The sequence below is a fragment of the Pseudomonas sp. C32 genome, assembly GCF_030417915.1.
GTDB lineage: Bacteria > Pseudomonadota > Gammaproteobacteria > Pseudomonadales > Pseudomonadaceae > Aquipseudomonas.
In genome coordinates this window covers 1-23,202 of the sequence record NZ_JAUHUK010000030.1, presented here as the reverse complement: position 1 = coordinate 23,202, position 23,202 = coordinate 1, and the positions used below count along the sequence as shown (strand labels likewise).

At 58.1% G+C, this 23,202-nt stretch carries 17 protein-coding genes and 1 pseudogene; 9 read left to right on the top strand and 9 right to left on the bottom strand.

What is annotated here, in order from left to right; genetic code table 11:
- The first annotated feature begins 38 nt into the window (after nucleotides 1-38).
- Nucleotides 39-1,166, top strand: a complete 1,128-nt coding sequence (locus tag QYH43_RS25250; RefSeq protein WP_095057956.1) for an MFS transporter — start codon at nucleotides 39-41, stop codon at nucleotides 1,164-1,166.
- A 62-nt stretch (nucleotides 1,167-1,228) separates the two neighbouring features.
- Complete coding sequence (locus tag QYH43_RS25245; protein ID WP_095057955.1) at nucleotides 1,229-2,323, top strand: LacI family DNA-binding transcriptional regulator; 1,095 nt, start codon at nucleotides 1,229-1,231, stop codon at nucleotides 2,321-2,323.
- A 54-nt stretch (nucleotides 2,324-2,377) separates the two neighbouring features.
- Here QYH43_RS25245 and QYH43_RS25240 read toward each other — a convergent pair whose 3' ends face one another.
- Genes QYH43_RS25240 through QYH43_RS25230 form a run of 3 tightly spaced genes read right to left on the bottom strand, consistent with a single transcriptional unit; the run spans nucleotide 2,378 to nucleotide 6,506 of the window.
- On the bottom strand, nucleotides 2,378-3,988 hold the full coding sequence (locus QYH43_RS25240; protein ID WP_095057954.1) for an FAD-dependent oxidoreductase: 1,611 nt from the start codon (nucleotides 3,986-3,988) through the stop codon (nucleotides 2,378-2,380).
- 17 nt (nucleotides 3,989-4,005) lie between these two features.
- Nucleotides 4,006-5,793: a thiamine pyrophosphate-binding protein gene (locus QYH43_RS25235; protein ID WP_095057953.1), complete on the bottom strand. Its 1,788-nt coding sequence runs from the start codon at nucleotides 5,791-5,793 to the stop codon at nucleotides 4,006-4,008.
- Entirely contained in the window at nucleotides 5,790-6,506 is a 717-nt protein-coding gene (locus tag QYH43_RS25230; protein ID WP_301158358.1) for a ThuA domain-containing protein, read from the bottom strand. The genes QYH43_RS25235 and QYH43_RS25230 overlap by 4 nt, the downstream gene beginning before the upstream one ends.
- A 396-nt stretch (nucleotides 6,507-6,902) precedes the next feature.
- Between QYH43_RS25230 and hisD the strand changes: the two genes are divergently transcribed.
- On the top strand, nucleotides 6,903-8,186 hold the full coding sequence (gene hisD / locus QYH43_RS25225) for a histidinol dehydrogenase (RefSeq protein WP_301158357.1): 1,284 nt from the start codon (nucleotides 6,903-6,905) through the stop codon (nucleotides 8,184-8,186).
- A 430-nt stretch (nucleotides 8,187-8,616) separates the two neighbouring features.
- Here hisD and QYH43_RS25220 read toward each other — a convergent pair.
- From QYH43_RS25220 to QYH43_RS25200, 5 genes and pseudogenes are all read right to left on the bottom strand, one after another.
- A pseudogene (locus QYH43_RS25220) lies at nucleotides 8,617-9,696 on the bottom strand (GMC family oxidoreductase); the annotation flags it as partial.
- Nucleotides 9,697-9,842: 146 nt separating this feature from the next.
- On the bottom strand, nucleotides 9,843-10,922 hold the full coding sequence (locus QYH43_RS25215) for an ABC transporter ATP-binding protein (RefSeq protein WP_301158355.1): 1,080 nt from the start codon (nucleotides 10,920-10,922) through the stop codon (nucleotides 9,843-9,845).
- Nucleotides 10,923-10,927: 5 nt separating this feature from the next.
- Nucleotides 10,928-11,719, bottom strand: coding sequence for an ABC transporter permease (locus tag QYH43_RS25210; protein ID WP_095057949.1), 792 nt, complete (start codon nucleotides 11,717-11,719; stop codon nucleotides 10,928-10,930).
- A gap of 28 nt (nucleotides 11,720-11,747) precedes the next feature.
- A complete protein-coding gene (locus QYH43_RS25205) occupies nucleotides 11,748-12,683 on the bottom strand; it encodes an ABC transporter permease (protein ID WP_095057948.1) in 936 nt (311 codons plus the stop codon).
- A 194-nt stretch (nucleotides 12,684-12,877) separates the two neighbouring features.
- Complete coding sequence (locus QYH43_RS25200; protein WP_095057947.1) at nucleotides 12,878-14,038, bottom strand: PotD/PotF family extracellular solute-binding protein; 1,161 nt, start codon at nucleotides 14,036-14,038, stop codon at nucleotides 12,878-12,880.
- 601 nt (nucleotides 14,039-14,639) lie between these two features.
- On the opposite strand from QYH43_RS25200, the gene QYH43_RS25195 reads away from it, so the two are divergent.
- On the top strand, nucleotides 14,640-15,743 hold the full coding sequence (locus tag QYH43_RS25195) for a thiamine pyrophosphate-dependent enzyme (protein WP_095057946.1): 1,104 nt from the start codon (nucleotides 14,640-14,642) through the stop codon (nucleotides 15,741-15,743).
- A gap of 27 nt (nucleotides 15,744-15,770) precedes the next feature.
- Entirely contained in the window at nucleotides 15,771-16,004 is a 234-nt protein-coding gene (locus tag QYH43_RS25190) for a twin-arginine translocase TatA/TatE family subunit (RefSeq protein WP_095057945.1), read from the top strand.
- Between the two features lie 26 nt (nucleotides 16,005-16,030).
- Here the strand turns inward: QYH43_RS25190 and QYH43_RS25185 are convergent, their stop codons facing one another.
- Complete coding sequence (locus QYH43_RS25185; RefSeq protein WP_095057944.1) at nucleotides 16,031-16,897, bottom strand: helix-turn-helix transcriptional regulator; 867 nt, start codon at nucleotides 16,895-16,897, stop codon at nucleotides 16,031-16,033.
- 522 nt (nucleotides 16,898-17,419) lie between these two features.
- On the opposite strand from QYH43_RS25185, the gene QYH43_RS25180 reads away from it, so the two are divergent.
- From QYH43_RS25180 to QYH43_RS25165, 4 genes are all read left to right on the top strand, one after another.
- On the top strand, nucleotides 17,420-18,589 hold the full coding sequence (locus tag QYH43_RS25180; RefSeq protein WP_301158351.1) for a Gfo/Idh/MocA family protein: 1,170 nt from the start codon (nucleotides 17,420-17,422) through the stop codon (nucleotides 18,587-18,589).
- A gap of 107 nt (nucleotides 18,590-18,696) precedes the next feature.
- Nucleotides 18,697-19,710, top strand: a complete 1,014-nt coding sequence (locus QYH43_RS25175) for a glycoside hydrolase family 3 N-terminal domain-containing protein (protein ID WP_301158350.1) — start codon at nucleotides 18,697-18,699, stop codon at nucleotides 19,708-19,710.
- Nucleotides 19,711-19,830: 120 nt separating this feature from the next.
- Nucleotides 19,831-20,715 (top strand): sugar phosphate isomerase/epimerase, encoded by an 885-nt coding sequence (locus QYH43_RS25170; RefSeq protein ID WP_301158349.1) that lies wholly within the window; start codon nucleotides 19,831-19,833, stop codon nucleotides 20,713-20,715.
- A gap of 144 nt (nucleotides 20,716-20,859) precedes the next feature.
- A complete protein-coding gene (locus tag QYH43_RS25165; protein WP_301158348.1) occupies nucleotides 20,860-22,446 on the top strand; it encodes a GMC family oxidoreductase in 1,587 nt (528 codons plus the stop codon).
- Nucleotides 22,447-23,202 lie beyond the last annotated feature (756 nt).

The window sequence follows — 23,202 nt, the reverse complement described above, 5'->3', positions numbered from 1 at the left end:
CGTCTCAAGAATTGCTACTGCCGTGCGCCATGCCTCATATGTTGGCCTATCGATCGACGTTCCTGTTGTCAGGGCTGTGTATGGGTGCCTGGGCGCCCCTGGTGCCCTATGCGCGCAGCCGGGCTGGGGTTGACGACGCGGCCCTGGGGCTGCTGTTGCTGTGCCTGGGCTTGGGCTCGTTGGTGATGATGCCACTGGCCGGCATTCTCAACGCGCGCCGGGGCTGTCGTTTTACGATGCACGTGGGCATTGCGCTGGTGCTGCTGACCTTGCCTTTGTTGGCGACGACTCATTCCTTTATCGGTTTGATGTTCGCCTTGGTGGTATTTGGGGCAGGGTGCGGGTCGGTCGACGTGACCATGAACGTTCAGGGCGTGATGGTCGAGCGCGCGACGGGACGTTCACTCATGTCCGGTTTCCATGGCCTGTTCAGCCTCGGCGCGATTATCAGTGCGGCAGGTATTACCGCGTTGTTATGGCTGGGCGCCACGCCGTTGATGGCCAGCAGTGCGGTCATGGTAATCCTGGTCGCCTTCGTCCTGACCCATGGCCGTCAGTTGCTGGGGCGCAGCGGTGACGAAGGCAGCCCGATTTTTGTCCGGCCGACCCGAAAGGTTTTACTGCTGGGCATGCTGTGTCTGTTCGCCTTCCTGGCCGAAGGGGCGATTCTCGACTGGAGCGCGGTGTTCCTGGCTGACGAGCGAGGCGTCCAGCATTCTCTGGCCGGCCTGGGTTACGCCGTGTTTGCAGTGATGATGGCGCTGGGGCGATTGAACGGTGACCGGATACTGCTGAAGCTGGGGGCACGGGTGGTGCTGATTGGCGGTGGACTCGTGGTCATGTTGGGGTTCGCGATGGTCGTGTTGGCCAATGACTGGCTGTTGAACCTGGTGGGGTTTGCGGTGATTGGCGCCGGTCTGGCCAACATCGCTCCGGTTTATTTGTCGCTGGCAGGTGCGCAAAAGACCATGCCTGGCGAACTGGCCATTGCCGCTGCCACCAGCCTGGGTTACCTCGGGATTTTAATGGGCCCGGCCGCCATCGGGTTTGTCGCCCATGCCAGCAGCCTGCCCCTGGCGCTGCTCGTCGTTGCCGCGCTGATGATCGCGGTCCTTGTCACTGCCACTCGACTGGTTCCGAAGGTTTCGCCTCAACAGTTACACTGAGCGCGTGGCGTTTTTTATCACTGACCTCGCACGAGGTTTTCAACAAGGTTGGGAAGCAAGCGATGGCATCCGTTTCAATGAAAGATGTAGCACTGGCGGCGGGGGTGTCTCAGCCTGCGGTGTCTTACGCTTACAATCGCCCATCCAAGCTGTCCGAGGCCCAACGTGAGCATATCCTTGCCGTAGCCGCGTCGCTGGGCTACCCGGGACCCAATGTGCTTGGCCGGAGCCTTCGCTCGGGCAAGATCGGGGCGATCGGGTTGATGATGATGGACAAGTTGTCCCTGGCGTTCGCCGACCCTTGCACCGTTGCCTTGCTGCGCGGGATCAGCGAGGTGGGCGAACTGGAGAACGTTGCGCTGACGTTGTTCCCTCTCAACAACAACCGGTTGGTCGGTCGGACACCGGCAGCCAATCACGGCAGCCTGGCGCTGCGAGGGTTGGTTGATGGCTTGATCATCTCGACCCTGCCCGATGACCACCCTGCGGTACTGGCGGTGGTGAAACAGAACATTCCGTTTGTGGTGATCGATTCGCCGCTGGTGGAAGGTGCTTTTTTTGTCGGGATCGATGACCGTGGGGCCGCCCGCACTCAGGTGCAGCACTTGCTGGATCTGGGGCACCGCAAAATAGGGATCATCATTGACCGTTTGAACCCTGATGGTTATCGCGGTCCGATCGATCCGCAGCGTTTCAAGCATGCCAGTGAGCGCATTGTCAGGGAGCGGCTGACCGGCTACGTCGAGGCGGCGAATGCGGCGGGCCTGGCATTCGAGGACCTGAGCATTATCGAAGCAGGTGGACTGGATTCGACGTCCGGGCAAGCGGCCGCGTTCACCCTGCTGACGTCCAGCGACGTCACGGCGGTGGTGGCCTGTTCCGATGTGATGGCGATCGCTTGCATGAAGACGGCTCACGCGCTCAATCGCAAGGTTCCGCAAGACCTGTCGGTGATCGGTTTCGACGACATTCCCGAAGCGGTGCAATTGGGCCTGACGACTATTGGCCAACCCATGGTGGAGAAGGGCGTCTACGCCGCGAGGCTTTTGACCGAGCAGCTCAATGCACCGGCCGACACCCGGCTTGAGCCTGAGCAGAAGATTTTCGCCACCAAACTGATCGTGCGTGGTTCAACCCAGAAGGTACCGGGCGTTTAACCGCGCTCATGGCATCAGGCTGCGGTGTAATCACTACACCGCAGCGCTTGCCGCTCAGGACACTTCGTGTTTGAAGTTCGCCGCGACCCGCAGGGCGTTGGCGGCGATGGTGAGTGCCGGATTGACCGCGGCCGAGGACGGGAAGAACGAACTGTCGACCACCCAGACATTGTCCAGGTCGTGCATCTTGCAGTTGAGGTCCAGCACGCTCGACGCCGGGTCCTTGCCCATGACCGCCGTACCGCATTGATGCGAGTTGGTGGCAATGCCCATGCGCGCCTTGAGGATCAGCGGATAGCCCGCGGCTCGCATGACACGGCTGGTCTTGTTCACCAGGCCTTCATGGGCTTTGAGGTTGTTGGGTGTCCAATGGACCTTGATCGCACCCCGTTGCGCGTCATAGGTGACCCGATTGTCTTGGGTGGGCAGGTCTTCCGACGTCAGGTACAGGTCGACACTGTGATCGGTGATGTATCGCGAGGCGAATTTCGGCAGCCACGGACGCATGGAACTGATCATGGGTTCGCGAATTTTCCCCAGCATCTGCACATTACCCAGGGGGAACACATTGTTCGCACCGGCGCTGTACCAGTCGTTGAGGGCCAGGGTCTTCTGGAAGACCACCTTGTTCTTGCGTCGGGGGTCTACCGCCAGCATGAACGTGCTGTTGTGCACCATGTAATTGCGACCCACTTGCCCTGAGCTGTTGCCCAGGCCTTCGGGGTGCTGATCGTTGGCCGACTTGAGCAACAGCGCCGCGCTGTTCACGGCTCCGCAGGCCAGTACGAAGCGCTTGGCACGCAGCGTCACGGCACGACCCTCGATCAGGCCGTGGGCCTCAGTGACCGTCCGCCCGTCTGCCACTGTCTTCAGTTGGTTGATCGTGGTGCGGGTCAACAGCCTGACGGTTGCACTGCGCAAGGCCGGTCTCAACGCGCTGGTCTCTGCGTCAGCCTTGGCGTCCAGCAGGCAAGGGTACCCATCGCAGGTTGAGCACAGTACGCAGTCACCGCCATCGCCATAGTCCACTGCCGCCGGCATCACAAAAGGCTTGAGCCCGGACCGGCGCATGCTCTGCTCCAGGGAGGCCAGGGCAGGGTCATGTTTGAGCGCAGGTCTTGGATAGGGGCCTGAGCGCCAGGGCTCGCTGGGATCTACGCCTGCCGCGCCATGCACGCGGTAGAGTTTTTCCGCCTCGGCGTACCAAGGCTCCAGGTCCGCATAGCTGATCGGCCAGGCCGGGGAGAGGCCTTCGGCGTGCTGGATTTCGGCAAAGTCGGCTTCGCGAAACCGTGGCAGCATCGCGCCGTAGAATTTGGTGTTGCCGCCGACGTAATAAAAAACGCCTGGTGAAAAGGGTCGGTTGGATTCGTCCAGCCATTGTTCGGCATTGCGATAACGGCCTTGGCCGAAGACCGATTCGGTGCTCCAGTTCTGTATTTCTCGCGGCAGGAAATCACCGCGTTCAACGATGACAATGTCCAGTCCGCTGTCACGCAGCGCATGGGCAAAGGTCGAACCGCCCATGCCCGAGCCGATAATCACCACATCACAATTGATATTGCCATCTGCATCAGGTGTCACCACGTCGAGGGCGCGCGGTTCGCGCGACGCCCCCGATTGTGGATTCAGCTCTGCATGATGCGTAATCAATGCATCACTCATTTGAGCCGCTCCAGTTCTTATAGGTGTTGTTCGGAGTTGCGCAGTTCCCGGTATTCGTCCTGGCGCTCATCGGTGATGTACTCAGGAATCGGGAAGTCCCACCAGCCCGGTACCCAAGGGCCCGCGGCGTCGCGGTCGGTCGGGACCTCGATCAGCACCGGCACGTTCAAATCCAGGGCTTCCTGCAGGATCGGCTCGAGGTCTTCCGGGCGCTCCACACGGTAGGACTTCAGGCCGAAGGCTTCGCCCACCGCCTTGAAGTCCGGGCTGTATGGCGTGCCGTCCGGATGGTTGAACTCGGTGCCGATATGGCGGCTGGTCTGCTTGCGCTGGCCACCGCGAATCGACATGTACCCGGCATTGTTCTGGATCATGAACACGACTGGAATGTTATTGGTCACGCAGATCGCAATTTCCTGCGAGGTCATCAGGAAGTCACCGTCACCCAGGATGCACACCACCGGCTGGTTCGGTGCAGCCAGCTTGGCGCCGATGGCGGCAGGTACGGCCCAGCCCATGGAGGAGAACCCGCCGGAGGTCAGGTGAGTGCGAGGGGTATAGACCGGGAAGGTCTGCTTGACCGCGCCCTGGGTATTGCCGGAGCCGACTACCACGATGGTGTCCCGCGGGAAAATCTTGCGCAGCGCACCCAGTGGACGTTGAGAGGTGAACGGGAAACGGTCCGAATCACGACGACCGGCCAGCTTGGTTTCCCATTCATTCTGATAGCCACGCAGATCGCTAAGGTACGCTTCGCGATCGACGGTCTGACCCTTGAGGCCTTCGACGATGGCGGCGAGGGCGTACTTGGCGTCGGCGCAGATGCCTACGGTCACCGGGTAGTTCTTGCCGATTTCGTGCGGGTCGATGTCGATGTGAATCAGCTTCGACGGCGGAATCGCAAAGGTCACGCCCTTGGCGTAGCTGGACGATGACCAGTCGGTGAAGCGGCAACCCACGGCGATAATCACATCGGCGGTGGACGCCACTTTGTTGCCGCACATCGTGCCGGTCTGGCCGACGCTGCCGGCGAACAATTCATGGTCCTCGGGGAAACCGCTTTTGCCGTTCCAGGTGGTGACCACCGGGATTTTCCACGCTTCGGCCAGGGCCAGGATCTCGGCGTGCGCTTCACCGGTAATCACACCGCCACCGATCACGAGCACCGGGCGTTGGCAGGCTTGCAGTTCTTGCACGGCACGGGCGGTGGCCGCCGGGTCTGGGAACGACTTGCCGATCGGGGTGCGCTCTTCGAGGTCATGCAACGTCACTTCAGCCGCTTCGGCTTGCACGTCCATCGGAATTTCGATGTGCACCGGGCCAGGACGGCCGGTGACCATCGCGCTCCAGGCGCGGTGCATCATGAACGGCAGCTCTTCGACGCGTGTGGCGACCCAATGGCGCTTGGTGACCGCTTCGGCGATTTTCGGGAAATCGTTATCGGTGTAGCGCTCCAGTTCTTGCAGCAAACCGTGGCCGCGCATGTGGGTGGGCGGCCCACCGGTGATCAGCATGAGGCTGGTGGAGTCGGTGAAGGCCGTGGCGAGACCAATGATGGTGTTGGTGGCACCGGCGCCGATGGACGTGACAGCCGCCATCGGCTTGCCGCACACCCGGTAGTAACCGTCTGCCAGGTGCACGGCACTCTGCTCGTGGAAAACCTGGATGAACTTGAGTTTCGAGTCTTCTTCGAGAAAGGCGTCGGTGAGTGTCCAGATACCGTGGCCGGGAATGCCGGCGACATACTCGACGCCGTAGTTTTTCAGGGTTTGTGCCACGATCTGGCTGCCGGTCAATTTGCTCATGACAGGACTCCTTGGGTTGATGAAAGCGGGGTGGTTTTGCCAGTGATTGCTGCGCGGCCGCGGGTTGCCCAGTTCAGGCCCTGCTTGGTCAGGCGGCGGATGTTCGGGTCAGCCAGGTTGCTGGTGTCGTGGCCGATGGAGTGATAGAAAACGCGCCCCTGACCCCACTGGCGTACCCAGGCGACGGGGCTGCGGTGGCCCTTGATCCATGGGAACGGGTTGCCGTCGAAGGTGGTTTCGGCGAGCACATGGATGTTCGGATCCACCTGCATGTAGTACTGCTCGGAACGGACCTCGAAATCCTCGACGCCTTGAGTGACCTCATGGGTGTGGTCGATGACGTTGACCTGGTAGGGATGGGGAAAGCCTTCGCCCATCGGATGCTCGAGAAAGGAGCCGCCCAGTACCCAGTGGTATTTGAGGCTTGCACGAAAGGCCGCGCCCGCACCGTGCCAACCCACCAGGCCGGTGCCGCTTTCGATCGCTTCGAGCAAGCGGTTTTCCTGCGAGGCAGTCAGCGTTTCAGTGGTGACCGCGTTGTTCCAGCCAATCACGATCAGGTCGTAACCGGTCAAATCCCTGTCCAAGGTGAAGATGTCCGTGGACTCTTCAACGTCGAAATCCAGCTCCTGGAAAACGGTCCGGGCCCAGGCGGCAATTTCATAAGGGAAATGGCCGGGCCAGCCACCGTATAGATACAAGACTCGACTCACGGTTGGTCACCTCTTCGGTTGGTTATGATTATTAGGTTATACGTATAACTGCTTATTTAAGCTAACACTCAAAATGGCGCTGTCAATGCCTTGAATGTATTTTTTATGGAAGTGGCCAATCAGACCGGGAGCTTCATGGGGATCGCGAGAATAGCTACAGACTACAGAACGGTTTTGTTGGCGGCACTTTTGATATGAAAAGGTTATACGAATAACGGAATGGCCTGTGCCAGAGCGTCAGTGCTGTCCCCAGTGCTTCAACTTTGCGTCTGTGCTGCGTCAGATCGCGTCAGCAATAAAGCCGCTGCGAAATTGCCGGGAGCAGGGGGGTGAGAAAAGATGTTTGCCAAGGCTGAGTGCATGTTGCGTGCATCAAGAACCACCTGGAGCAAATTGATGATTCGTTATCTGAAAAAAAGTAAGCCCGTCGAAGCCCAAGCCGAAATCGCTTCGCAAGTGCGCGATACGGTCGAGCAGATCATTGCCAATGTCGCCAAAAACGGTGATGCAGCCGTTCGGGAGTATTCGAAGAAATTTGATAAGTGGGAGCCTGCTACCTTCCGCTTGACCGACGATGAGATCGCCGCGTGCGTCGCGAGTCTTTCGGAACAGGAAATCGGCGATATCAAATTTGCGCAGGCACAGGTCCGTCGGTTTGCCGAAGTGCAGAAAGCCTCGATGCACGATGTCGAAGTCGAAACACTCCCGGGTGTGATCCTTGGGCATCGCAACATTCCGGTGAACTCGGTGGGCTGCTACATCCCCGGCGGCAAGTACCCATTGCTGGCGTCGGCACACATGAGCGTATTGACCGCCAAAGTGGCGGGCGTGAAGCGTGTGGTGGCAGCGGCTCCGCCGTTCGACGGCAAGCCTCATCCGGCCATCGTGACGGCTATGTTCCTCGCCGGCGCCGATGAAATCTATTGTGTGGGCGGGGTTCAGGCCATTGCCGCGTTGGCATTGGGCACCGATGACTTCAAGCCGGTCGATATGATCGTCGGCCCGGGCAACGCCTTTGTCGCCGAAGCCAAGCGCCAGCTGTTCGGCAAAATCGGCATCGATCTGATTGCCGGCCCGACCGAAACACTGGTGATCGCCGATGACAGTTCCGACGTTGAAATCATTGCCGCAGACTTGCTGGGTCAGGCCGAGCACGGCGTCAACTCGCCAGCGGTGTTTTTGACCAACAGCGCTGAACTGGCAGAAACCTTGCCGGCGGAAATCGAGCGTCAGTTGGCTATCTTGTCGACCGCGCCGGTCGCCTCCGTTGCCTGGCGTGACTATGGCGAGATCATCCTGTGCGACACCGTGGACGAATTGGTCCAGGAAGCGGACCGCATTGCCTCCGAACACGTCCAGGTCATGACCCGCGACCCGCTGTATTTCCTGGAGCACATGACCAACTACGGTGCGCTGTTTCTCGGCCAGCGGACCAACGTCTCTTACGGCGACAAGGTGATCGGCACCAACCACACACTGCCTACCACCGGGACGGCGCGTTACACCGGCGGCCTGTGGGTCGGCAAGTTCATCAAGACCTGCACTTATCAACGTGTCTTGACGGACGAGGCCTCTGTGCTGGTGGGCGAGTACTGCTCGCGCCTGTGCGGCATGGAAGGCTTTGCCGGGCACAAGGAACAGGCTGATATCCGCATTCGCCGTTACAAGCAGCCAGTCTGATGTCTGCCGTTTATAGAGCGCAACGTTTGTCTGGGTGAGAACGTTCGTTCTCAAACATCGAACCGACGGATCTCACCGGGTCACGGGTTATTTGCAACACTTGGCAAGTGGGTAGCGGGAAAAAGGGTCGTTTCTCGGTACTACGGGTCACTCTTACCGCTTGCCAAGTGTTTTCAGGCTCCCCAATCGGGGAGCTTTTTTTTTGGGTTCTTCACGGATTACCGGGAAAGACGCTCTTGATCTTCATGAAAAAGACGGCAGTAAATCTTTAGCCGTTTGGCGAACTGGATCAGAGCAGGTATTTCGCTTTCATGTGCGTGGCGCAGCCATTGCTTCCAGGCTGAGCTCCAGTCCCAGGCGGTGCTCGGCGTGCAGAGCGTTTTGAGTTCAGCCTCCATCAAATAGACCGTCATCAGCGATTGGTTGGCCGCTACAGGGTCTGATCAGCACGCTGAATGTGATCAGCCGCTTTCTCGCCGATCATGATTGCCAGTGCATTGGTGTTGCTGGAGCACAAGCTCGGTGCGATGGAGTTGTCGGCGATCCGCAAGCCATTGATGCCGTGTACCCGCAGATCGTTGTTCACCACCGCCATGGCGTCCGTACCCATCTTGCAGGTGCCCACCGGATGCAGCGCGGCGTGGGCGTGCTGGCGCACGAAGCGCCGATAGTCGTCACGTGTGCGCAAGGGTTCTGCGGGCACGTGCTCGCGCAGAATGTGGCCGGCCAATGCAGCCTGGGACATGATGTGCCGACCAAACTCAGTGGCCTGTGCCATGCACTCCACGTCGAGCGGGTCGGTCAGGTAATTAGGCTCGATGCGGGGCAAGTCCATGGGGTCTGCGCTGCGCAGTTGCAGGAATCCGCTGGAACGGGGGCGGGTCTGACACACGTTCAAGGTGCAACCGTTGCCACCGGGGACGGAACCTACACCGGCCTCGACGCCGGCCCCGGCCATGAAACAGTACTGGGCGTCCGCGCGGTTCTCGGCCAGAGATGTACGCCAGAACGCGCCACCTTCGACCACGTTGGAGGTCACCGGGCCTTGCCGAAACAAGGCGTACTGCAAGCCGGCGGCGATCTTCCAGTGCGGCGTCTTGTACTTGTCGTAGCTCAAGGGGCGACGCAGTTCATTGATCAACGACACCTCGATGTGATCCTGCAGGTTTTGACCGACCCCCGGCAGGTCATGGATGCACTTGATGCCCTTGTCGTGTAGGTGAGCCGCGGGACCAATGCCCGACAGCATCAACAGTTTTGGTGTGTTGATCGCCCCGGCGCTGACAATCACTTCGCAATCGGCCCGCAGCACATGGCGACGGTTTTTCTCAAGGTATTCAACGCCAGTGGCCCGACCGTTCTCGACCAGGATTCGCAGCACCCGGCAATTGGTCTTCACCGTCAGGTTGGAGCGCCGCCGCGCGGGTTTGAGATAGGCCACCGAAGTGCTCGATCGCAGGCCGTTGCTGGCGTTGATCTGATACAGCCCGCAACCGTCCTGCACCCCCGACCACGATGTATTGGACCATTGTTGTTCACCGTTCAGGTCAAAAAAAACGCCGGATCAGACTCTTGGTGAAGAGGTGATCCAGCGTTGGCGTTACTGGCAGACCCTGCGTGAAATGCAGCAGGGATTGTCATTCAAACGAAAGCTGTTCAGGCGGGTATCACCACGAAGCTGTCCGGTTTGCAGGTCAAGGCGACATCCGCACCCGGCGGCAGTGTGAGGCTGCCGGGGGTGGGCAATTGCTGGCATTTGAGGTCAATGGTTCCGCCGGCTACGGCGACGCGGTAAATGACCCGATTGCCGATGAACGAGGTGTCTTTGACCTTTCCGATAAAGGCCCCGTTTGCCAGCGGGTTGCCCTTGGCTGGCTCTAGGCAGATGGTTTCCGGACGGATCGAGACATTGACCGGCCCGGCACTCAGGCTGTTTTTGGCTGTGTGTGCGTAGCGCCCGAACGGCAACTCGACATAACCACCGCTGGTATCGCTCGGTCCATAGGTGCCATTGACGATATTGGTGTCGCCGAAAAATTTTGCCGCGAACAAGGTGCGGGGTGACCAGTACATCTCCTGCGGACCACCGATCTGCTCGATGCCACCCTTGTTCAGCAGCACGACGCGGTCGGAGAGAATCATCGCTTCGTCCTGGTCATGGGTGACGTAAACGAAGGTGGTCGAGGTCTCTTCGTGGATCCGTTTGATCTCGTTGAGCATGTGGTGGCGAATCTTCAGGTCAAGTGCTGCCAGTGGCTCGTCGAGCAACAGCACGGCGGGGCGATTAACCAAGGCCCGAGCCAGGGCGACCCGTTGCGCCTGGCCGCCACTGAGCTCGGAAATCCAGCGATTCTTGAAACTTTCCAGTTGCACCAGTTCCAGTGCCTTGGTCACTTCACGCTTGATTTCATCCCGCGGTTTTTTCTTCAGGCGCAAGCCGAACGCCACGTTGTCGAAAACATCCAGGTGCGGGAACAGGGCGTACTTCTGGAACACCATGTTGACCGGGCGATGTTCCGGCGCCAGCGCCGTGGAGTCCTTGCCATCGATCACCACTTTGCCGGTGGTGGGCTCTTCGAAGCCGGCGATGATGCGCATCAGTGTGGTCTTGCCGCAGCCACTTGGGCCCAGCAACGTCAGGATTTCGTTGCGCTTTACGGTCAGGTCGACTTTGCCCAGGGCCGTCAGATTACCGTAGCTCTTGGATATTCCGGTCAGTTCGATGCTGTTGGTCATGGCGATTACTCTGCAGTTTCTGCGCGTTCAAGTTCGAGGCGGCGACGGCGCAGGGTCATGACCAGGCCGGCGATGACAATGATGGCAATGGTCACGACCAGCATGAATACCGAGGCGGCATTGATGGTTGGGCTGACAGCGCGGCGCATCATCGAAAGAATCATGAGTGGCAACGTGGTGTCGCTGCCGGTGACAAACACGGTGATCAGGAATTCGTCCAGGGACAGTGCGATCGCCAGGATCGCGGCACCGGCAATCGTCGGGCCTATGATGGGCAGTGTGACCAGCCAGAACGCCTTGAGCGGTGAGGCACCCAAGTCGCGAGCGGCTTCTTCGAACGACAGATCGAAGTACTCAAGACGAGAACGTACGGACTCGACAAAGAATGGGAAGGTGAACAACGTATGGCCGATGATCACCGTCAGCAGTGAGCGTGGCAGGCCGATCAACGAGAAGAAAATCACCAGCGCAATCCCCAGGAACAAACCGGGCAGGGCGATGGGAGCGAAGTTCATGAAGGCGAAAATGGATTTGAACCGACCCTTCATGCGCATCAGCGCCAGGGCTGAGAAGGTCCCCAGCAAGGTGGTCAGAATGGTCGAGCCCGCGGCGACGATGGCACTGTTGGTCAATGCCGTCATGAAATCCAGGCTGCTGAACAGCGCCTCGTACCATTGAGTCGAAAAGCCCTCGAACGGGAACGACAGCGAAGCCGACGAATGAAAGCTGAACAGCGCGATGATCGCGATGGGCGCATAAAGAAACAGCATGTAGACGTAAGTGAAGAGCCTGATCATGGCGAGTTACCTTTTTTATGGGCGGTCATCAGTCGTGGTAACGCTTGCCGGGTGCCAGGTTTGCAGCCCGCAACACACCCAGCAACAGCGCATAGACCAGCATGAAAACCAGCAGCAGCAAGTAGGCCATCGCAGCACCCAGTGGCCAGTTGCCGACCGAGCGAAACTGGTTGGCGATCACCAGGCCCGTGGTCATCGCGTCTCTGCCGCCCAACAGTTGGGGGGTGACATAGTCACTGGCGGCAAGGACGAAGGTGAACATGAAGGAGCTGACGATGCTCTTGTGCGCCATAGGCATGATCACGCGCCACAGGATTGTGGCGCCGCCGGCACCCAGGTCCGCCGCGGCCTCCAGGTAGTCCTTCTTGATATCGCGCAAGCCCGATACCAACAGCAGCAGGGTGAAGGGCAGCATGATGTGCACCAGAGTCAACACCACCGAAAACTTGCTGAACACCAGCCATTCCAGCGGCTGATCGATCAGCCCGAGGTGCATCAGGGTGGAGTTGATCACGCCGTTGGTACCCAGAATCGAGCGCCAGGCGTAGACCCGTACCAGGTAGCTGGAGAACCAGGAGACCAAGGCCAGGTACAGAACGGCATTGGAGCGCGTCCGATAGACAATGTAGTAGGCCACCGGCGCACTGATGACCGTCGACAGCACGGCGGTCCAGAAACCGTTCTGCAAGGCGATCCACAGCGAGTCGTAAAACCCGGTGGCACTCAAGGCCTTGGCGTAGTTGGCCAGTGTTGCGGCGGGTTCCATGCTGAAGGTTTTGGCGGTCCAGAAACTCGCGACCAATAACAGTAGCGACGGAATGAGGAAGAACACCACCAGAAAGAACAGTGGAGGCGACGCCAACAGATACCCGCTGAGGGTTTTCTTGTCGATTTTCATGTGTTTGCCAGCCTTGGAATCCCTGTCATCGAGGAGGATGGGCTCGCTGTTGTTGACTACGTTCATTATTTTTGTGCCTTTGCTTTTTTGTTTCGATAACGAAGGCGCCTTGCCGGGCGCATGCACGTTGTGACCTGTGCTCTGCCTGAGCGGTACGGACAGCATCCGGCATCGAGCAGAGGAGTGTGTGCCCGCAGGCACCCACTCACTCGTACAGTCCTCTCAAGCCGTTCTTTCACCCCACCGGTTTGCCGCGGGGGTTAGAACGAGCCTTTGAAGTTCGCCCACTGATCGATCCATTCAGCATAGGTCACGTACTTGTCGGAGCTCAGGGGCGGTTGGCCGTAGAGCTTCGACTTCTCGAAAAAGCTGTCGAGGTTCGCGTAGTCGAAAGTGTTTCTCAGCTCTTCGGGGAGCAGCGGTACAGCCTTGCTGTTGACCACGCCAGAGAACATCGTGGTTGCCATCTTCGCCTGGGTATCCGCTTCAAGCGTCTTGTTGATGAACTCCAGCGCGAGCGGTATATCCTTGGCTGTCTTCGGAATGAACAGGGCGTCACACCAAAGGGCAGCCCCTTCTTTGGGCACCGACAGTTCTGTGACTACGCCGCGCTTCTTGGTCTCGCTGGGGGTGTTGGCCGACGCCGAAAACACCGCGTCGACTTCGCCCGATACCAACAGCGAAACGGCGTCGCCCGAGGAGGCTGCAAAGACTCGGCATTGATCACGATACGGTTTGAGTTTTTCAAAGGCGTCGTCGAATTCGGCGCGGGTCAGGTTAGGAAACTTGTCGCCATAACCGGCAATGATCGCGATGAGTGACCAGTTGGAAGTACCGTCATCGACAAAGGTCAGACGGCCCTTCAATTTCGGGTCAAGCAGGTCTTTGTACTCGGTTGGTTTCTTCACGTTCTTGGGGTTGTAGACGATGGTGTTCATGCCCCACAACAGCGGGATGCCCCACTGCTTGCCATCCCAGTACCAGCGGCTGCCCTTGTAGAACAGCGGGACGGTATTCTCTGCCGAGTAGTTCGGGATCTTCGAGGTGTCGATCGCCTTGAGCAGGCCCATTTCCTGATAGATGGTCTCGTAGCCCAACGCATACATGGTCAAGTCAAGCTGCACAGGGTCGGAGCCGGCCAGTCGCGCGGTGATGTCGTCCTGGTTGCTGGCATAGCTTGAACGGACGGTAATGCCCCGCTGTTTACGCCAGTCGGCCAGCTCCGCATCACCGGTTTCACCTTCCCAGCCAAGAATCTCCAGATGGCCGGAAGACGCGGCGAACGCACTTGGCACGAACGAACTGATGTACAACCCCGCGGCAGATGCTGCTGCCCCCAGCATAAAGGTGCGCCGGTTCAGGCTGATCGAATCCAGGTTGATGCCGGTTGAGCCATAACCCGTCTCTTTTTCTTTTTTCATTTTGAGTTCCTGCCTAGGGTGGTTGTTAGCAAACAATTTGCGACCTGCAAGTGGCTTGGGCTCGGCGGGTTTAGCCGGGCACATCCTTATGCATGCAGTCCTGTACATCGGCAGAGTTATGGCCAGCATTGTTTCCATGCTGCTGGGGAGGTTGTGGCGCTTTGCTGCCTGGTAAACAGAGCATTGCGCAGTTGGCCCCCACTGGTCCGATTGACTCTTCCCTAGCTGGTTGCGCGCCGCTTTCCTCAGGTAGCAAGGTGAAGGCTTCACGTGGCGCGCCCAGCGCTTGATAGGCTCGGCTTGTTGTTTTCATGGGTCGAGTATTGGCCTGGCGGGCAGGGCACTCAATTTCGCAGCCCCTTTAAAAGCGACGCACTCTGACGCATCAAAGTGACCTAATCGGCGCAGCAGGCTCCTGATAACCATAGCCCCGCCTGAACGGGAGACGGGCGGTGTTCACCTGCGTCAACGTGCGTCTCTTTTGCGGGGGGTGCGAAATTGAGCCGTGTTTGTTCCAGGCGAATACTCCGATGACGGTCTTGAGACGAAGCAAGGTGCATCCGCCCTTGCGCCAGCGTCTATTCGATGGGAGTTTTTTTCTGTGAAGCTCACGGGTGGTCAGATTGTTGCGAAAGCGCTGAAAGCGAACGGTGTCGACTATGTTGCCGGTGTGCCGGGTGACGGTTCGTGGGCCTTGGTGGAAGCATTGCTGAGGACAGGCTCCGACATCCCGTTCATTCATGTCATACAGGAGCAAAGCGCAGTCCATCTTGCGGACGGCTATTTTCGTGCCTGCGGTCGTCCGATGGCTGTTCTCCTGCCGGCGCCGCTAGGCATCTCGAAAGCCCTGGGCGGGATCGCGGTTGCGTTGGCGGATTCCTCGGCCATGCTGGTGATCAGTGGCGGCGACTCCGATCGCGGCGATGACTGGCCTGAATTCACCGCCACTGGCATCACCAAAGAGCATGTGCGAGTTTCGTCGATTGAGCAGTTACCGCAGACCCTGCGCCAGGCCTTCGATACGATGTTCAGTGGTCGCATCGGCCCTGTCTGCCTGGATATCTCGACGGCTGTTCAGAACGCCCGGGTTGACGCCAGTTTGCCACCCGCCACCTTGCGGGCGAACGGCGCCAGCGAGATCCCGCCACTGATGGTTCCCAGGCCCTTGGCGCAACTGAGCTCGGTCCTGGAAGGCGATGCGCTGCTGATGGTCGGGACGCAGAGTCTCCAGGAGACCGTCGGTGAGATGTTCCCGGATTATCAACACCGAGGTCATTTCTGCACCGCTAACGTCGGTACGGTGGGTTGGGCAGTTCCAGCGGCCATTGGCGCGAAGCTCGCCATGCCGGCACGTCAAGTCGTGTGTGCCATCAGTGACGGGGATTTTTTGCAGTCGATGCAGGAGATGGCGGTCTGCGTCATGCACAGTCTCCCCGTGGTGTTCCTGGTGTTCAACAACAGCGGGCCTGAGTCGTTGAGCGATGTGCAAGTTTCGCTCGTGGGGCAACATCGGACCGGGGAATTCAATTTGCCGGACGGCAAACCTTACTCGCCTGACTTCGCGGGCATCGCCAGAAATTTTGGTCTTGACGCGTGGAGAGTCGAACATGCTTCGCAACTCAATCCAGCCTTCATCAAGGCGCTGAACAGCAAAGGGCCTTCGTTGGTCGAGATAATTACCGCCCGCGGTTCACGGGTAAATTAATCAAGCCTTCAGCAGAGGAATCACAAAATGGGCATTTTTGACTGGAAACACTGGATCGTCATTCTGGTGGTGGTTGTGCTGGTCTTCGGCACCAAAAAACTGAAAAACCTGGGCACCGATGTCGGCGAATCCATCAAGGGTTTTCGCAACGCAATGAATGACGAGGGCGCGGACAGCGAACGCCCGCCGGCCTCGGTGCAGCAGGCCAGCACTGCTGTTGATGCGCCGCCGGTCATCGACGGCCAGCATCGCCAGGCCTGAGCAGCGCGCAGGCAGCCTCAGCCGCCTCAGTCCTGACCGCCCCAGACAATAGTGGCGTTGTCGCCGGTCATGTACTCGCGCACTTCCAGCGGTAACGACTGATCGCTGGGAAGCACAGCGGTTGCATTGCGTAAGTGATGTTTACGGATCTTGCCTTTGTCCACCAGCCCCAGCGCCATACGGGTAGAGAAGGGCTGACGGAAAGAGGACGACGCCACGCCGGTGACTAACCCATAAAGGAACCGGATCGGTCGGCGATGCTGCGGCGTGAGAATCGAAAACGTCATTTCATTGCGTTGCTTGCCCTCAAAATCGACCATGAACAGGCGATCGCCCAGCAACAGGCAGAAACCGTGATAAGTGAACGAATAGCCGATCTTTCCACTGCCATCGAGCAAGGGGAAGCGTTCTACGGTGACGTACTGGACCATCGAATCGGTCCGATACAGGCAGGTGACCGAACGCAGGATTCGGCCTTTATAGATAGATGAGTTGTGGTACCGGTAATAGACGCCCAGGTAGTCTTCGAGCAGATCCGCTGACTGCTTCGCCAGGGGCAGGAAATGATTGAATTGCGCCGAGGCACGCAAATCTGTCGGCAATTCGTTTTCGTAGCCTTCATAAAACTTCTTGAACTCGGCGGGCGGCCGGAAAAGATCTTCGGCCTCCATCATGAAATACCGGCCGATTTTCTGCAGGATTTTCTGTGAGGGTACGTGCTGGCCCACCAGGTACTTGTTGAACTGCTGGCGATTGACATCCACTTTGCGGCACATGTCTGCAACCGAGCGGCAAGACTCAACCAGCGTACTCAGGTTTTTTTGCACGTTGGCTTGCAAGTCACTGCGAACCTGTTGTCGCTCAGGGTGAGAGGTGGCAGCAGTTAATGACATGGGGGACGAATCTCCTCGGCTGGGCATTTTTTATCTCGATGTTGGCCTGGATTTAAGAGCGGAAGGTTATATAGGTTATATAAGTTATAAATCAGTTATCGAAATAGCTGTTTGTATAGCTCTGTGCCGAGAAACACTTGAGTATTCAATGTTTTGAATAAGCATGTTCCATGCCCAATCATGATATTTAAGTTCAACCTGTCAATATCAGTCAATGCGTCAGATTGTAAGCGCTTTGACGCATGCCCCCGTACCGCCCGGAAAGTAACACTTCACCTGGCCCCGGTAACAACTGTAGCCGTCGGTGTTGAACGGGAATTTCCAGATTACGAACATGACCCTTGCTTTCTGGTGCAATTGGCGACTGCGTCAGTCCGCGTCATGTATCGATAGTGTGCGAAATGGTGCAGAGAAAAGCCGCCGTCGATACTTAGCGCCGCGCATTCGAAAGCTGGAGATGAGAGGGGCTCTCAATCTGCAGGTCGTGCGCGAGTGAGCGTTAACTATTGGAGTCTTTAAGCGATGGCAAGGTTGACCGGCGACATTCCAGGGAAAAGGCGATTCAAGGTAGGCATGGTTGGCGGTGGGCAGGGCGCTTACTTCGCCAGTTATCACCGGGCGGCCATGCGCCTTTCAAATCGCTTCGACATTGTCGCCGGGGCCTTCTCGTCGAGCCCTGACAAGTGCCGGGAAGCGGGCGAGGCACTTGGCCTCCAACCAGAGCGGGTTTACTTGTCATTCGAGGAAATGGCCGCTGCCGAGTCGCGTCGCTCCGACCCCATAGAGGCGGTCGTCATCGTCACACCCAATCACCTGCACTTTGAACCTTGTCGCTTGTTTCTGCAGGCGGGAATCCCGGTCATTTGCGACAAGCCATTGGTCAACAGCCCACAAGAAGCCATTGAGTTGGCGAGCATTGCCGATCAGAACGATACGTTCTTCACGCTTACCTATACCTACCAAGGCTACCCCATGGTCAGGGATGCTCGCAGCCGTATTCAGGCTGGAGAACTTGGCGACATTCGTTTCATGTATGTCGAGTACTTGCTGGAGTGGTTGGCGCCGGGTGTATCGACGTTGAGCAAAAGCCTTGCCTGGCGCGGTGACCCGCAGAAGGCTGGCCCGACCGGTGTCGTGGGGGATATCGGGACGCATGCCTTCAACATGCTGGAGTTCCTGTGCGGGCGTCGCTGCACAAGCCTGAATGCCAAGTTGACCACGGTCGTACCCGGCTGGGGACTGGACGATACCTGTGTGGTGCAACTGGAGTTTGAAGGCGGCGTAGACGGTTTGCTGTGGGCCAGTTTCGCAGCGCCTGGTCATCGTAATGGCCTGCGTTTCAAGATCATCGGCAGCAAGGCCTCGCTCGAATGGTGTCAAGAGTCCCCGGAAATACTCCGGTTTACGCCTGTCGACGGCGCCGAACGCCTCTACCGCCGTGGGCAGAGTGATAACGCCGCCCAGACGCTGAACTTCACCAGTTTGCCCGCCGGCAATACCGAGGACTACCTGGAAGCGCTTGCCGTTCTCTATGCCGATTTCGCCGAGGCACTTGATGCCGGCGCCGGTTGGCGCTCGGCGACCACCATCGCGCTACCTGACATCCACGAAGGCGTGCGCGGCGTCGCCCTGTCCCAGGCGTGTGTCGAGTCCAGCCGACGGCGTGCCTGGGTGCCTTTTCCATACAGCTGACACCCGTAACTCGGCAGCGGGTTATCGACTCGTTTGGCGACACAAGGGTTTTGCACGCAGCAAAAAAGTGAGCGTTGTGCTCAACACTACGGAACTGAGGACAATCAATGTTTAGCGAACTCTATAGAGCTGCCTATTCGGTGCTACTGCCCGCGTTCGGGGATTTGAACCTGGATGACAATGTCCGTCGTTATCTGAGCCGAGGTGGCGTTTCCCTTTTGCTGGGCGAGACACGGGACGAGTACGTGGGCAGAGCCATGAGCGAGGCTCGAAAGGGCGCGGAAACCCCGGCAGACTTTATCAACATCGTGCGGCAAGCAGCCGCTTTGGCGGGTGCGCCTTTGCTGATTGCAGTGGATCAGGAACTCGGCGGCATCGAACGCCTTCATCAACTGGTCCCTGCAATCGCGTCGAGAGAGCAACTCAAGGAATTGAGTTCGCAGGACATCGAACATCGATGCTTCGAGATGGCCAAAGCGGCCCGAAGCCTGGGCGTCAATCTGTTTCTGGCACCGATTGTCGACGTGGTGACCGGTCCCAACCCCTGGCTGCTCGATCGGCACCTGGGTGCCGATCCGGCTGAGGTCAGTCGGGTGTCCTGTGCCTTTATCCGTGGGGTTCAACGTGCTGGAGTGATTGCGACGGCTAAGCACTTTCCTGGCCATTACGTCACTGAAGAAGATCCGGCGATTGCTGAAGCCACGGTTCCCGGGCCACTGGAATTGCTGCATGACAACCTTGAAGTGTTCCAGAACGTCATTGCCACTGGTGTAAAAGCGGTGATGCCGGGGCCAGCAGTTTTTCCGGCGATCGACCCTGAGCATTCAGCCTCTACCTCGTCAAAAGTCATTGGCATTCTGCGTGACACCCTGGGCTTCGATGGATTGATCATTTCCGATGATCTCGATGCGGTGTCCATCCTCCGCGGTAACTCCATCACGGACACGGCCGTTGCTTCACTGAAGGCAGGCGCGCATCTATTGCTGGTGTCCAGTGAGTCTGGTCTTGATGCCATCGCCGAAGCCATTGTTGCGGCCGTCCATGAGGGGGGGCTGGACCGCCAGGTTCTATTGGTCGCCGCGTTCAAGGTACGGGCGTTGGCCTCACTGGCGGACGCCTGAGGGGCAGCCATCGAAAGCTGACGCAGTGACTGCGTCAGTTCGCGCCGTATTTTACGTGACTGCGAAATCTCTACCTGAACCTGATCTCTCTACAATGAATGACAACGGTAGGAGCGTCCCATGAACACTAAAAACAATATCCTGGCCCTGCATTCCACGGTTGCAAAGCACTCGACCCTTGCGATGGACATCGACATCGCAAAGGCTGTGGGTTTCGATGCGCTGGAGATCAACAGCGCAAAACTGGAAGCCTGGCTGCAGGCGGGGTATAGCGAACCGGAACTGAAACACCTGCTCAATGATGTGCCGGTCACGGGCATTGGTTACCTGAGGGATATAGAACGCCAGGGGGCTGAGCGCGATGACTTGCTCAAGGAGGCCGAGCGACTTTTCCAGTTGGCCAACCTGGCAGGCGCCAAAGGCGTGCAGGTGCTCACCGGACCCATCAACGTTCAGGCCGTGATTGATTTTCAGCAGCACGGCAAGAGCCCCTTTTACTCGGGCCTGCTGGGTTCAGATGAAGCGACACAGTACGTGTTGACCGCAAAAAACCTCGCCTTGCTGGCTGATCTGGCGAAGCAGTACGACGTGCTTCTCTATCTCGAAGCGCTGTCCTGGACTCCGCTCAACAGCCTGGACCATCAACTTCAGCTCATCGATCGCACCGAGCGCGATAACGTCAGGATGGTCATCGATTACTGGCATTGCTTTACCTCCGGCGTGCAGCCGCAAGACATTGCCAGGATGAACAAGGACCTCATCTACGGCGTGCATGTGTGTGACTCGCTGCCGTTTGAAGGGGGGATCCCCAACGAAGAAATTCTCAGGGATGTGCCGACGGGAAGTGGGGTGTTGAACCTTGCCGAGTGGACGGCTGCGGTGAAGGCCACCGGTTACCAGGGCTGGTGGAGTTGCGAGTTGTTTTGCAAGAAGCAGCAACAGCAAAACAGCTACGAAGTCGCCAAGGAGCTGAAGTCACTCTTGACCCGGCTTGTGGGTCAATAAGCAGCTTCTTCAACAAGCACACGTTTTCAAGTTTGATTCCGTCCTGCGCTTTTTTGTGCAGGGTTACGTCAATGCTTGCAATGGTTATGGGCTGCCATCGCTCGGCAGCCTTGTTCTCAACCCTAAAAAGAAACTGAGGTCGTCATGGTGGATTTCATCGTAATCGGAGGTGGATCGACAGGTTGCACCGTGGCTTCAAGACTGAGCGAAGACGCTACGGCCTCTGTCGTCCTTTTCGAAGAGGGACCTCGCGATCGCAACCCCTATATCCACATTCCTGGCGCCTACTACAAAACGGCGCAAGGCCCGCTGCTCAAACGCTATGCGTGGGAGCCTACCGAAGATCAACGCCGGACCGAGACGCCCACGATGGTTCAGGCCAGCGTGCTGGGGGGCGGAAGCTCGGTCAATGCCATGATCTACATCCGCGGTGTCCCGGCCGACTACGATGGCTGGGCCGAGCAGGGTGCGACCGGCTGGTCTTACAAAGACGTCCTGCCGTACTTCAAAAAAGCCGAAGACAACGAACGCTTCTGCAACGACGCCCATGGCGTTGGCGGGCCGTTGGGGGTTTCCGATCCGATCAATGTCCATCCGTTGACCAAAGTCTGGTTGCGCGCCTGCCAGCAATACGGCCTGCCGTACAACGAGGATTTCAATTCGGGTACGCCTGAAGGTTGCGGTCTGTACCAGATCACCGCCAAAAACGGCTTTCGCAGCAGTGCGGCTGTGGCCTACCTGGCACCCGCCAAAACGCGCAAGAACCTGACGGTGAAGACGGGCTGTCGCGTCATCCGCATCTTGACCCAAGGCAACAAAGCCATCGGTGTGGAATACATCGAGAAGGGCGTGCGTCACGTGATGCACGCCGACAAGGAAATCATTTTATCGTCCGGCGCCATCAACTCGCCGCGATTGTTGATGTTGTCCGGTATCGGTCCGGCTGCACAGCTAACCAAGCATGGCATCAACGTGGTCAAGGATTTGCCCGGTGTCGGCCAGAATCTCCAGGATCATATCGAGGTGTCGCTGGTGTATGAGCTGACGGGACCGCATAGCTACGACAGGTACAAAAAGCCCCTTTGGAAAATGATGGCCGGTTTGCAATACGCGTTGTTCAGGCAAGGCCCGGCGGCGTCGAACCTCATTGAAGGCGGGGCTTTCTGGTGGGGCGACAAGGCAGCAGCCCATCCGGATATCCAGTACTTCATGGTGGTGGGTGCCGGCATTGAAGAGGGGGTTGACTCTGTTCCGGGGGGCAATGGGTGCACGTTGAACCTGGGGCAGATACGTCCAAGGTCCAGAGGGTATGTAGAACTCTACTCAGCCGACCCGATGTCACCTCCACGGATCGTGCCCAACTATTTCTCTGACCCATACGATATTGAAAGCCTGGTGGACGGTTGTCTGGTGGGTGAGCAAATCATGTCCCAGGCCGCTTTCAAGCCGTTCATTGCAAGGCGTCATGTGCCGGACGGGGCGGTCAGGTCCCGGGAAGAGATGAAAAAATTCTGCCACGAAGAAGCACACGCCGCGCTGCACCCCTCCGGCACCTGCCGCATCGGGGTGGATGAGCTTTCGGTCGTAGGTCCGGATCTTCGTGTGCATGGTATGGAAGGGCTGCGCGTTGCCGACGCATCGGTCATGCCCACGCTGATTTCAGGCAACCCTAACTCGGTGTGCATCATGATTGGCGAAAAGGCTGCTGACATGATCAGACACGGGCACTAGGTCGCCATGCAAAAAGGCGTGGCAGTAACGGGGCAACCTTTGACTGCCGCGCTTTTTGTGTTCGGTTCTAGCTGTCGAGTAACCACAGCGAGAACGAAATCCCCATCGCGAAAAGCAACATCCCGGTGCAAATGCTTGCCTGAAGGTTGAGCAGCGATGTCCTTGCAACGCGAGGCTTCTCCAGCAAATCAACGGGGCGTACACGAATTCTGGTCATATGAGCTGTTGCATAAAATAGGCTATGCATGGCGTATACCCTCGGGTCGTTTTTGCTCAATCAGGGGGGTAAAACATCCCCCGGTTTCTGCGAGGCAAGCTCCATGCCATTCAGTCTGCGCCGGATGCCCCGCAATCAGCAGATAATGGGGGCCGTAAAGGGCTCAATCGACCGAGTGCGGAGCGACGAGTTCGACGCTGGTAGCAGGAAGACGTATTGGAGGAGAGCAGCTGCGGCTGAGCAAGGCACCAGAGATGATGCGAGTCCGAAAGCGGACTGTTGCATCCCTTCGGGGCACTCAAACATCTGGGTAGCCTGCTGCCCTGATGTTTTGTACCGACCTTGGAAGTTTTCACAGTGGCAACCTGACTCTTTGATAAAGGAAAAAACTTCTAGAGGGGGGGTTGACCATGTATTTTAATACTGTACTATTCGCCTCCCGCTAACGAGCAGCGTGATGTCGCTCTTGGCTTAAGTAGTTGATTTTGTTGAAAGATCAAAAACTTTTAAGGTTGCAATTTGAAAAGGTGCGCTGTAAG